Origin of the sequence: Paenibacillus apii, assembly GCF_011043685.1 — a bacterium.
Classification (GTDB): Bacteria; Bacillota; Bacilli; order Paenibacillales; family Paenibacillaceae; genus Paenibacillus_AQ; species Paenibacillus_AQ sabinae.
The window spans coordinates 819288-831599 of sequence record NZ_JAAKGU010000001.1; the positions used below are offsets into that span (position 1 = coordinate 819288).

10 protein-coding genes are annotated in these 12312 nt (G+C 57.7%); 3 read left to right on the forward strand and 7 right to left on the reverse strand.

Annotated features, from left to right (window positions below; genetic code table 11):
* Positions 1–94 precede the first annotated feature (94 nt).
* From G5B47_RS04155 to lpdA, 4 genes are all read right to left on the reverse strand, one after another.
* On the reverse strand, positions 95–1543 hold the full coding sequence (locus G5B47_RS04155; RefSeq protein ID WP_165094641.1) for a dihydrolipoamide acetyltransferase family protein: 1449 nt from the start codon (positions 1541–1543) through the stop codon (positions 95–97).
* 493 nt (positions 1544–2036) lie between these two features.
* Positions 2037–3023 carry an alpha-ketoacid dehydrogenase subunit beta gene (locus tag G5B47_RS04160; protein ID WP_165094643.1) on the reverse strand — a complete coding sequence of 329 codons (987 nt, stop codon included), beginning with the start codon at positions 3021–3023 and terminating at the stop codon, positions 2037–2039.
* Between the two features lie 3 nt (positions 3024–3026).
* Positions 3027–4052, reverse strand: a complete 1026-nt coding sequence (locus tag G5B47_RS04165) for a thiamine pyrophosphate-dependent dehydrogenase E1 component subunit alpha (RefSeq protein WP_165094646.1) — start codon at positions 4050–4052, stop codon at positions 3027–3029.
* 451 nt (positions 4053–4503) lie between these two features.
* The gene (lpdA, locus tag G5B47_RS04170; protein WP_165094648.1) at positions 4504–5925 is read right to left on the reverse strand and encodes a dihydrolipoyl dehydrogenase; all 1422 of its coding nucleotides are present in this window, start codon (positions 5923–5925) and stop codon (positions 4504–4506) included.
* Between the two features lie 229 nt (positions 5926–6154).
* Here lpdA and G5B47_RS04175 point away from each other — a divergent pair, with 229 nt between their 5' ends.
* The 3 genes from G5B47_RS04175 to G5B47_RS04185 all read left to right on the forward strand — a co-directional run bounded on the left by G5B47_RS04175 (position 6155) and on the right by G5B47_RS04185 (position 8358).
* Positions 6155–6457, forward strand: coding sequence for a DUF2627 domain-containing protein (locus tag G5B47_RS04175; RefSeq protein ID WP_165094651.1), 303 nt, complete (start codon positions 6155–6157; stop codon positions 6455–6457).
* 275 nt (positions 6458–6732) lie between these two features.
* A complete protein-coding gene (locus G5B47_RS04180) occupies positions 6733–7896 on the forward strand; it encodes an acyltransferase family protein (protein WP_165094653.1) in 1164 nt (387 codons plus the stop codon).
* 39 nt (positions 7897–7935) lie between these two features.
* Complete coding sequence (locus G5B47_RS04185) at positions 7936–8358, forward strand: DUF1801 domain-containing protein (RefSeq protein WP_165094656.1); 423 nt, start codon at positions 7936–7938, stop codon at positions 8356–8358.
* Positions 8359–8416: 58 nt separating this feature from the next.
* Here the strand turns inward: G5B47_RS04185 and G5B47_RS04190 are convergent, their stop codons facing one another.
* Genes G5B47_RS04190 through G5B47_RS04200 form a run of 3 tightly spaced genes read right to left on the reverse strand, consistent with a single transcriptional unit; the run spans position 8417 to position 12214 of the window.
* The gene (locus G5B47_RS04190; protein WP_165094659.1) at positions 8417–10270 is read right to left on the reverse strand and encodes an ABC transporter ATP-binding protein; all 1854 of its coding nucleotides are present in this window, start codon (positions 10268–10270) and stop codon (positions 8417–8419) included.
* Complete coding sequence (locus G5B47_RS04195; RefSeq protein WP_165094662.1) at positions 10251–11993, reverse strand: ABC transporter ATP-binding protein; 1743 nt, start codon at positions 11991–11993, stop codon at positions 10251–10253. The genes G5B47_RS04190 and G5B47_RS04195 overlap by 20 nt, the downstream gene beginning before the upstream one ends.
* An 11-nt stretch (positions 11994–12004) precedes the next feature.
* Positions 12005–12214, reverse strand: a complete 210-nt coding sequence (locus tag G5B47_RS04200; RefSeq protein ID WP_165094665.1) for a Ni2+-binding GTPase — start codon at positions 12212–12214, stop codon at positions 12005–12007.
* Positions 12215–12312 lie beyond the last annotated feature (98 nt).

The window sequence follows — 12312 nt, forward strand, 5'->3', positions numbered from 1 at the left end:
ATCAGCTTATTAATGCTTATTTCAAAAAAGGGCCTCTCCGGACGTCCGGAGGTCACTTTGAACCCCGTCCATCCGGAGCCAGCCGCTTCCGCTTCTAGTAGACGTTCGTTTCCATACTGTAACTCTCGATATTGTCTTTCACGCGCTGCAGGAACCGGCCGCAGATGACGCCGTCGAGAATCCGGTGATCCAGCGACAGGCAGATATTGGCCATCGAACGGACGGCGATCATGTCGTTGATGACGACAGGCTTTTTCACAATCGATTCAAAGGTCAGAATGGCCGCCTGCGGATAATTGATGATCGGATAAGACAAAATCGAGCCGAACGAGCCGGTATTGTTCACGGTAAACGTTCCGCCCTGCATATCCTCCAGGCGAAGCTTGCCTTCGCGCGTCTTCACCGCCAGCTCTTCGATTTCCCTGGCAAGGCCCGCCACGTTCTTCTGGTCGGCCTTTTTGATGACCGGCGTCATCACCGAGTCCTCGGTGCCCACCGCCAGCGAAATGTTGATGTCCCGCTTGACGATGATTTTGTCGACGGCCCAGACGGAGTTCATGATCGGATAATCCTTGATCGCGCTGACGACGGCTTTCATGAGGAAAGCGAGATAGGTCAGATTAATGCCTTCCCGGCGCTTGAATTCGTCCTTCAGCTTGTTGCGCAGCAGCACGAGATTCGTCACGTCCACCTCGATCATCGTCCAGGCGTGCGGAATTTCCGAGACGCTCTGGCGCATGCGAGTTGCGATCGTATTGCGGATCGGCGTCACGTCGATCAGATACTCGGACCGGCCGCTCTCGACCTCAATCTCGGGGATGCGCGGCGATTCGGACAGATGCAGCCCGGAATGCCGGACGGGCGGCAGCGCCTCCTGCGGCGCGGGCGCTCCCGTCTGCGCGGCGGCGAACGCCGCGCTGTGCGGCTGCGCCGGCGCGCCGGATGCTGGCTCCGGCGCGGGGCGGCTCTGCGGCGCTGGTGCAGCCGCAGCCGCAGGACCTTTCGCAAGGAACGCTAGCACGTCCTTGCGAGTGACCCGTCCGCCGAGGCCGGTGCCCGGCACGGCGGACAGATCAATGCTGTGCTGCGCCGCGAGGCTCTGCACAGCGGGGGAATAACGCGCCCGCATCGGCGCGTCCGGGTTGTACGCGGCATGGGCTGCGCCCGATGCCGCGGGCTGTACCGCCGCCGCCGGAGCAGCGGCGGCGGAAGCTGCGCGCTGCGGCGCAGCAGCGCGCGCGGGAACGGCGGCTTCGGGGGCCGCCGAAGCCGGGGCCGGGGCCGCCGGAGCGGGCACGGCGATCCGGCAGATCACTTCGCCGACCGCGACCGTCTGCCCTTCCTCCACCAGAATGTCGCCCATGACGCCGTCCACGGTGGACGGCAGCTCGGCGTTAACCTTATCCGTAATCACTTCGCATAGCGGCTCATACTGCTCCACCGGGTCGCCCGGCTTCTTCAGCCATTTGCCGATCGTTGCCGATACAAGCGACTCCGCTAGCTGCGGCATCGTCACGTCCGTCAACTGCTTGTTGTCGGTCATACTTTCACTCCTTAGATGTCCTGCTCTTACAAGACCGTGTCTTCATTGGTTGCCAGTTGTAAACCATTGTGAGCCCCGGTTCCAATAGCTAAACGGGAATTTCTCCCGTTTAATCGATGGAATGGAGCGCTTTTTATCACATAAGACGGAAAAACTCCAGTTTATTCACTAAAAAACCGTCTTTTTCTGCCAAATGAGCAAAATAAGCGGGAACAATTCCCGTTCATTGCCTGATTTGTTCGGTTGGAGACAAATATGGGGAGTTTTTCCCTTTCAAGGGGGGGGGCATACGGCCGGGCTTGCTCACGCTCTGGGCCCTTCCGCCAGCGCGCTAGGCCCACGGCCTCCGGGCGCCTCGCCCTCCCCGCTCCGCTGTCCCCGCCAGCAACGCGGCTTTGGCTTTCCGCCAGCCCCCAGCCAGCTAAGCCGCTCTGTCTCCGCTTCGCAACAAGCGGCAACTTCCCTCGCCGCCCGGCCACATGCCCGTCAGCCTCTAATACTGCGCCAGGCGCAGCATTTCCGCTTTTACCTTGTCCTTGCTGAGCATAAAGAACTTCTCCATCGGCGGGCTGATCGGCATGGCCGGTACATCCGGGCCGCAGAGCCGGAAGATTGGCGCGTCCAGCTCGAACAGGCATTCCTCGGCGATAATCGCCGCGACCTCGGCGCCGACGCCGCCGGTCTTGTTGTCCTCGTGCACGATCAGCACTTTGCCCGTGCGCCTCACCGCCGCCTTGATCGCTTCGCGGTCAAGCGGCTGAAGCGTACGCAGATCAAGAATATGCGCCGTAATGCCCTGTTCGCGCTCCAGCTCCGCCGCCGCCTGCATTGCAAAATGCAGCGGCAGGCTGTACCCGATCACCGTGATGTCATCGCCCTCGCGCAGCAGATTCGCTTCGCCGATGGGAACGGTGTAGTCGCTCTCCGGAACGTCCTCCTTGATCAGCTTGTAGCATTTCTTGTTCTCGAAGAACAGCACCGGATCGGGATCGCGGACGGCGGCTTTCAGCAGCCCTTTCGCGTCGTAGGCCGAGTAAGGCGCGACGATCTTCAGGCCCGGCGTTCCGAAGAAGATCGACTCCGGGCACTGGGAATGGTACAGCCCGCCGAAAATGCCGCCGCCAATCGGCGCGCGGATCACGACAGGACAGCTCCAGTCGTTGTTGGAGCGGTACCTGATTTTGGCCGCTTCACTGATAATCTGGTTGGTCGCCGGCAGCATGAAATCGGAGTACTGCATTTCCGCGATCGGCTTCATGCCGTACATCGCGGCCCCGATCGCCACACCGGCAATCGCCGATTCCGCAAGCGGCGTATCCAGCACGCGCTCCGCGCCGAACTGCTCCTGCAGCCCCTTGGTCGTCGTGAACACGCCGCCTTTGACGCCGACATCCTCGCCGAGTACGAAGACGGAGTCGTCGCGCTCCATTTCTTCCTTCATCGCCAGCCGGATGGCATCGATATATTCCATCATCGCCATGACTTATACCCCTCCCTCGGAATCGCTGTACACATGCAGCAGCGTATCTTCCGGTTTCGGGAACGGCGCATTGTCGGCGTATTCGATCGCTTCTTTCAATTCCAGATTGCACTGGGCCGCGAAATCGCGTTCTTTCTCATCGTCCCACAGGCCGAGGTCAGTCAAATAGCTGCGGAACCGGGCCACACCATCCTTTTTCCAGTTCTCTTCAACCTCTTCCTTGGTGCGGTAAGCAAGGTCGTTGTCGGACGTGGAGTGCGGGGACAGACGATACATCATCGCTTCGATCAGCGTCGGTCCTTCGCCGGCAAGCGCCCGCTCGCGGGCCTCTTTGACGACTCTGTAGACTTCCAAAGGGTCGTTGCCGTCCACGCGGATGCCCGGAAAGCCGTAGCCAAGCGCGCGGTCGCTGACCTTGCCGCCAAGCTGGCGGTGAGCCGGAATCGAGATCGCGTACTGGTTGTTCTCGCACATAATAATGACCGGGAGTTTATTGACCCCGGCAAAGTTGCAAGCCTCATGAAAATCTCCCTGGTTGCTGGAGCCTTCCCCGAATGTGACGAACGAGACGAACTTCTTCTTCTGCATCTTCGCGGCCAGTGCAAAGCCGACCGCATGCGGCACCTGGGTCGTCACGGGGCTGGAGCCAGTAACGATGCGCAGCCGCTTGCTGCCAAAATGGCCGGGCATCTGCCGCCCGCCGCTGTTCGGGTCCTCCGCCTTGGCGAACACCGACAGCATCAGCTCACGGGTCGTCATGCCGACGGACAGCACGAATGCATAGTCGCGGTAATAAGGAAGAAAAAAATCATTCTCCCGGTCCAGCGCAAAGGCCGCCGCCACCTGGGCCGCTTCCTGGCCGATGCCCGAGACGTGGAAGTTGATCTTTCCGGCCCGCTGGAGCAGCAGACTACGTTCATCGTATTTGCGGGCCAGCGTCATATATCGGTACATGTCGATCACTTGGCCGTCGGTGAGTCCAAGCGGTTCATGCCTGTTCACTTTGTTCACAGTACCTTGCGTATCCATAATAAAGGTGCCTCCTTATTCATAAGGCCCCGACTTTTGCACAGGCGGGCAGATCCATATATTGATCTGATCTTAAAACCTGGTACTAATCGGGCATGAGTCTATTATATAGCGTTTGACTTCAAAAAGAAAAGCCGATTAGCGCCCGTTTACACCAGATAGCAGCCCCCTGGCTCCGGTTTCCCCCCGCTTCGGCCCCTCACCCCGGGCGCTGCAGTATATTGTGCGCTTTTACCGTCTTCCCACCGGATGCTGCCCTAAGGTGAAGCCCTTCTCTAAAGCCCCGGCAGACCGCCTTCAGGGTGAAGCCCTTCTCACCCCTGGTGGACCGTCTTCAGGGCGCCCAGCCGGGAGCAGGCATCTTCAGGGACCAAAAGCTCTCTAAGCTGGTAATGGTCCCGTCTACTGGAGTCGTCCATTCTCAGGGACCCTGACCGAACCTGACTTCCGTTTAAATGCCGATAGCCTTGCCGTCTACAGCGAGCATCGCTTCGCCTACGATTTCGGAGAGCGTCGGATGCGCATGGATCGTTTCGCCGACTTCCCAAGGCGTCGCATCCAGCATTTGGGCGAGTGCGGCTTCGCCGATCAGATCCGTCACATGCGGGCCGATCATCTGCACGCCGAGAATATCTCCGCTGGCCTTGTCGGCGACAACCTTCACAAATCCGTCCTTCGAGCCGTACACGAGCGCTTTGCCGATCGCCGAGAACGGGAACTTGCCGGTGGCGACATCGTGACCGAGGTCTTTAACCTCCTGCTCCGTATATCCCACGCTGGCTACCTCGGGCCGCGTGTACACGCAGCGCGGGACGAGATGCGGCTGGTACGGATGCAGCGGCTCACCCGCCAGATGATTGACTGCCATAATGCCTTCATGGCTCGCTGCGTGGGCCAGCTGCAGCCCGCCGATGCAGTCCCCGATCGCATAAATATGCGGCTCGTTCGTCTGCATGTTGGCGTTCACTTCGATAATGCCATTGTCGAAGCGGATATCGGTGTTCTCGAGGCCGATATTCTGAATATTGGCCGCTCTCCCCACCGATACGAGCAGCTTGGACGCGGACAGCGTCTCAGCCTTTCCGCCCCGGGTCACTTCCACGCTGACGCCTTCCTCCGTCACCCGGCTTGTTCCCGCGTTCACCGTCACGCCGGTCATTACGGTCACGCCGCGTTTTTTGAGCAGACGCTGCAGCTCCCGCGCCACTTCCTTGTCCTCACGGGGCAGCAGCTGGTCCGACGCTTCCACTATCGTGACCTGAACGCCGAAATCGGTGAGCATCGATGCCCATTCCACGCCGATGACGCCGCCGCCGACAATCAGCATCGAGGCCGGCAGTTCCTCCATCCGCAGCGCTTCCTCGCTGCTCAGAATGAACTGTCCATCCGGTTCAAATCCCGGAATGGCGCGGGGACGCGACCCTGTGGCGATAATGAGGTTGGCCGGAACCACCGTCTCCATTTCGCCGTCTTCCAGCTCCACCGCGACCGCTCCGCTGCGCGGAGAGAAGATCGAAGGGCCGATCACCCGTCCCTTGCCTTTGAGCACTTGTATTTTATTTTTACGCATCAAATACTGAACACCCTGGTGCAGCTTCTCCACAATCTCTTCCTTGCGGCGCTGCACTTTTCCGAATGCCAGCTTGACGCCGGAAATTTCAATCCCGTATTCCTCGCTCTCCGCGATTTCCGCATACACCTCGGCGCTGCGCAGCAGCGATTTGCTTGGAATGCAGCCCCGGTGCAGGCAGGTCCCGCCGAGTTTGTCCTGTTCGATGACGACAACCGACTTCCCGAGCTGTGCGGCGCGGATCGCCGCCACGTAACCCCCGGTTCCTCCGCCGAGCACCGCCACGTCACATGATATGGTCATGAATATGTATCCCCCAGTCTTTTGCACAAAATTTCGCATGAATCCACTCTATTGTACTCTCTTTTGCCGCTATAAGAAAATCCGGCTGAATTTTTCGAAAGAAGCAGCAGGAACGCTCCGCAAGCTACCGCAGTACCATAGACTTATAAAAATTTAAGCGTTATCATTAAAGCAGGAAAATCCGTTTAAATCCCCTTATTTTTAGGCTAAGGAGAGGAAGGGAATGCGCATGAAGCTGCTATTCTCCCGGTTTATTGCCATCCTGATTCTGGTGTTTCCCGGATTGCTCGCCATGAAGGGCTTCGTCATGATGAAAGACGATCTCTTCGACTATATGGCCATGCACGGAGACCATACGGCCACGCCGTCGTTCGCTTGGCTGCATTTTGCCGGTGGCCTTGTCCTATTTGCGGCGGGCATGATCTTCCTCGGCGGCTGGATTCTGACCCGTGACCGCAAGCGCAATTATGTCGGCCCCCGCTTCAAGGAGAAGCGCAAAGCCGGGCAGCCTCCCGCCAAGCCCTCAGCCTAGATTGCCCTCCCTCGCTTCCTCCCAAGAAGAAACGCCTGACGGCGTCTTTCAAGACGCAAGTACGTTTCTCGTAGAAATATAAGTCAAAATGATAAGCACCAGGCTTATACATTCTTATATTTGCACATAAACCGGGGCTTGCCCGTCTTGTGCCATCCGGTTATTTTATCATCACGACCGCCGCCAGTACAAACAGCAATAAACAATAATAGTTTTCTCAATTTTCTAAAATATGTATAATCATTTCAAATCACAAGTTCGCGGAGGTGTTCTTATTGAAAAGATACCATCAGCTGGACTCCTTGAGAGGGCTCGCGGCTCTGTCTGTCGTCATCCATCATTTTGTCTTTATTTTCACCGGATTGCTGTGGCTGGAAGCGTTGAACTACACCCCCTTGCGAATCTTGAAAGCCGGCCATGAGGCGGTCATCTTTTTCTTTGTCTTAAGCGGTTTTGTCCTGTCGCTGCCCTTCTACTCCGATAACAAAAAAGTGAATATCCCGCATTTTTTAATCAAAAGGCTGTGCCGGATCTATATCCCCTATATTGTCGCCGTTGGGTGCTCGATTGCGGCTTACCTCGCGTTTTACCGTCCGGGTGTGTACGCCGGCTTCAGCTCTTTTTTCCAGGATGTATGGAGCGAGCCCTTGTCCTTCCGGCTGATCATGGAGCATGTCTTTCTGCTCGGCAGCTTCAAAGATTACGCGCTGGACCCCGTCCTCTGGTCGCTGTCGGTCGAAATGCGAATCTCGCTAATCTTTCCCTTCATTATGCTGTTCGTCAAGAAATTCGGCTGGAAACCAAATATTGCTCTGGCCCTGCTCTTGCCTTGCTTGTCGGTCCTGCTCAACAATCTGGCGCATCCGGCCAATCCGAGTCCGATTTCCTCCAATATCTACTTCACTTTCCACTACCTTTCGTTCTTTATCCTGGGCGCGCTGGTTGCCAAATATCGGGTCAATCTCATGTCCTTGGCGCTTCGCTTAACCGTCAGACAGAAGTATGTCCTGCTGCTGCTCGGTTTGACGATCTATACCTACGCCGGGATTGGCGATGCCGTGCTCAAAAGGCTGTTCTCCGCAAGCGGGGTTTGGGTGGCGCTGGCTGCCGATTGGGGAATCGCGGCGGGTGTCTGCATTCTGGTTACGGCTGCGCTGTCTTCGCCCAAAATTTCAAACCTGCTCGGCCAAAAGCCGATTCAATTCCTGGGGAACATCTCCTACAGCCTCTATCTTTACCATTCGGTGGCGCTGTTCTCCTGCATTTACGCTTTTCGCAATCTGCTGCCGATGTGGGCGACGCTCTTTATTGCCATGTGCCTGTCGCTTCTCACAGCGTGTCTGTCGTATTATTTGATTGAAAAGCCCTCGATTCAGCTCGGCAAAAAATGGACAAGCAGCCCCGTCCGCAAGCTGAAGGAAGCGCAAGAAGTGGTGTAATACCGGCTGCTAAAGCCGATTTTGAAAGGGGCCTCACCCATGTATGAATTAAAAACGAAAGAAAACGACAGCAGCGTTACCGAGTTTATCGAAAATGTAGACAACCCGAAGAAGCGCGAGGACGCGTACAGGCTGCTCGATATTTTTACGGAAACAACCGGATTACCCGCAAAAATGTGGGGGCCCAGCATCATCGGCTTCGGGTCCTATCATTACAAATATGCCACGGGTCATGAGGGTGATGCGCCGCTGGTCGGGTTTTCTCCCAGAAAGGCCAAGATCAGTCTCTATCTTGCGCCTTATGATCCGGAACGCGAGGCGCTGCTCGCGAACTTTGGAAAATACACAGCCGGAAAGGGCTGCGTGTACATCAATAAAGTGGCGGACATCAAGGTGGAGGTGCTGGAAGCACTAATCACCCAATCGGTAGCGTTTCTGAAAAAAGCTTATCCCGGCGAGTGACCTGCGCCCCCGCGTGTATTGCCTGCTGGCCGGTCTCGCCGACCCGGTGCGGGGCGGGTTATAGCGATGGCCGCTTCGCCCCGTTTCCCGCCGCCCCCATAACCAGCTCGCTGTAAAGTCCTCCCTGCTTCAGCAGCTCCTCGTGGGTGCCCTGCTGGACCAGCTTCCCGTCCCGCAGCACGAGAATACGGTTCGCCATGCGGATCGTATTCAGCCGGTGGGCGATGACGAAGCTGGTGCGTCCCTTCATCAGCGAATGCAGGCCTTCCTGGATTTTCAGCTCGGTGACCGTGTCGATGCTGCTCGTCGCTTCATCCAGCACCAGCATGGCCGGTTCGGCGAGAATCGCTCTCGCAATGGCCAGAAGCTGCTTCTGCCCCTGGCTGATCCCGCCGCCGTCCGCCGACAGCATCCGGTCGTATCCTCCCGGCATCCGCATGATGAAGGAGTGGGCATTGGCCATTCTGGCCGCTTTTTCCACCTCTTCGTCGGAGGCGTCCAGCCGTCCGTAGCGGATATTATCGCGGATGCTTCCCTTGAACAGGAACGTATCCTGCAGAACAAACGCCATTTGGCTTCGCAGGCTTTCCCTGCGGATGGACGCCAGATCCTTCCCGTCAATCGTAATGGTTCCTTTGGACGGATTATAGAAGCGGGAGAGCAGACCGATCAGCGTCGTCTTGCCTGCCCCTGTCGGACCGACCAAAGCGATCATCTCGCCGGGTCTGGCCTCAAAGCTGATGCCGTTAAGGGTATCCGCTTCACCGTTATAGGAGAAGGAAACGTCCCGAAACTTCACCTCGCCCCGGATTTGCCCGAGCGGCGACGCGGCTTTCTCATCCTTCGCTTCGGTATCCTCGTCCAACACTTCAAAGACCCGCTCGGCTCCGGCGATGGCGGAGAGCACGCTATTCCATTGATTGGCCAGATCATTCAGCGGCCGGGTAAATTGACGTGTATATTCCACAAAGACAAGAATGACCCCAACGGTAATCGAGCCCCGGATCGCCAGAATCCCGCCGAATCCCGCGACAATGGCAAAGCTGAGATCGTTCAGCCCGTTCATGAGTTTCGGGATGAAGCCGGAGATCGACTGCGCCCAGAAACCGGAAAGCATGATCCGATTGTTCCGTTCCCGGAACCCCGAGATCACCCGTCGCTCCTGCCCGAACGCCTTGATCACACGCTGGCCCGACAACGTCTCTTCAATGTATCCGTTCAGTTCCCCCATGTTCCGCTGCCGCTGCTTGAACAAAGGACCGGTTCGCCGTGTAATCCAGCGCATGCCAAGAGCCATAAGCGGCACCACGATAAATGTGAGCAGGGTCAGCAAGGGACTGAGCCACAGCATGACGATTACCGTTCCGCCCAAGGTAAGCACGCCGGTGAAAATTTCGATGGCCGAGCTGTTCAGAGTGGAGCTTACATTTTCAATATCGTTGGTCAGGCGGCTCATGATTTCGCCCTGCTGCCGCCGGTTGAAGAAGGAGATTGGCAGCCGGTGCAGATGGGAGAACAATTCGCTCCTCATCCGGAACACCGTTTCCTGGGAAATTTCGATCATCCAGATGTTCTGCAGCCAGCTCGTTAAGGAATAAAGCGCATAAACGGCGCCGAGCCCCATCAAATAAAGCCCCCAGTGACTTCCGCCGCCTTCCAGGTAAATATCAACCGCTCTGCCGATCATAAACGGGCCAAGAAGCGAGAAGCCTGAGCTGAATACAACCATGACCAGTACGAGAATCAGCTTGACCCGGCGCTCGGCCAGAAAGCTCCACAACCGCTGCAATGTGCTGGACCAGTCTTTGGCGCCCGCCGCTTTGGGCTTCTGCCCGGACGACAAACCCCGGCCTTCGCCAAGCTCGATGACGGGGCGCGGATGGCGGAACGGCTCAAGTAAGGTTTTGAACATCAGCCTCCTCCTTTCCGCTTTGCGACTCGCAGATACTCCGGTACAGGCCGGAACTCGCAAGCAGCTCTTCATGGCTGCCCTTGGCGATCAGCCTTCCTTCGTCCAGTAGAAGTATCAGGTCGGCATTCCGGGTCGACCCGATTTTTTGCGTAATGATAAATGTCGTGCAGGACATGCCTTTCAAGGCATCCAGCAGCGCTCCTTCGGTGACCGCGTCAAGCGCGCTCGTGCTGTCGTCAAGGATCAGGATGGAGGGCTTCCGGACGAGAGCCCGAGCGATGCTGAGCCTTTGCTTCTGGCCGCCCGAAAGATTGACTCCCCGCTGTCCGAGCATCGTGTCGTAGCCGTCCGAAAGATGAAGCACTGTCTCCTGAATTTGCGCCGCCCGGGCAGCCGCTTCAATCTCTTCAAGGCTGGCATATTCATTGCCCCAGAGGATATTCTCCCGCACCGTTCCGGAGAAGAGCAGCACCTCCTGCGGCACGTAGCCGATAGCGCCGCGAAGCGCGGCCAGATCCATCTCCCGCACATCCCTCCCGTCAACCATGATCATACCCGCAGCCGGTTCGTACAGCCGGGGGATCAGGCTGACCAGGGACGACTTGCCGGAACCGGTCGCTCCCATAATGGCGATCCGCTCCCCCGGCCGGGCAATGAACGAAATCCCGGACAGGATTTCGATGTCGCTGCCCCGGTAGCGGAAGCCCACCTCCTCGAATCGCACCTCGCCCCGGATGCGTTCGGTCTCCTCGCTCTCCCGCCGGTTCTCCGTCTCTTCCGTACCGGATTCCGCAAGCACCTCCGAGACACGCTGCGCGGAGGCACGCGCCCTGGAATACGCCGCGACAATCCCGGACAGCGCGGACAAGCCGCCGATCGTCCGCAAAGAGTAATTGATTACCGCAACGGTCTGGCCCTGCGAAGCTTCGCCGGCGGCGATTTCGATCCGGCCGAGCCACAGCAGCAGCAGAATGCCGCCATTCATCATAAGAAGAATAAAGGGCATCGTCGTCTCCGTCAGCCGCAGCGCGGATACCGTACTTCTCATCAGCTCCTTGCTGTAGCCGGCAAATCGGCCGATCTCATGACCCATGCGCACAAAGACCCGGATCAGCCGGATTCCCGTCAAGTTCTCCTGCACAATGCCGTTTACCCTGTCCAGCTTGCTCTGGACCATGTGGAACATCCTCGACGATTCTTTCATCAGCACGATCAGGACGGCGAGCATCACCGGCACGATCAGCGCAAGGATGAGCCCCAGCCTCCACTGGACGACAAGCCCCATAATCACGCTGCCCACGACCAATAGCGGGATGCGCGACATAAACCGGAGACCCGTAAAGATCATATCCTGCAGCTGCGTCACATCGCCGGTCAAACGTGTAATCAGCGTGGACGCGGCAAACCGGTTAAACGCCTCATACGAAAAAGACTGCACCTTCCCGTACAGCCTGTCCCTCAGATCGGAGCCAAACCCCTGGCTTGCGTGCGAAGCGAAAAACGAGCTGAGAATGCCCGCAGTGAAGGCTAGGGCCGCGCTCCCGACAAGAATGCCGCCCCACAGCCAGACGACGGCGAGATTCCGCTCCCGGATGCCGTGGTCAATAATTTTTGAAATCAACAGCGGCTGCGACAATTGCACCGCCAGTTCAATCAGCATCATAAGCAGCGCGAGAGCGGCGGCGGTCCGGTATTTTTTTATAATAGAAAAAATAAGCGGCATACTGCTCTCCTCTATTCGTACAGGGCGTCGCGCAGACGGCTGGACATCGCCTGTCCCCCCGCCGCCTTCAGCGCGGCCCTCCGCAGCGCCCGGTTGCTCCGCTCCAGCTCCGCAAGCTCCAGAATCAGTTCGTCCAACAGCGCTTCGGCTTCAGCCGGCAGCTTGCCGTCCTCTCTCAGCTTCACGAGCCGCTCCTTCATTTCATCCGATTTCTCCGTCATCCTGTCCGCTCCTCTCTTAATGATAGCTATTTTAACAGATGGGATCGATAATTAACCAGTGTTCCCTTTTACTCTGGTCTCTCCCGCAGGGGTATGAT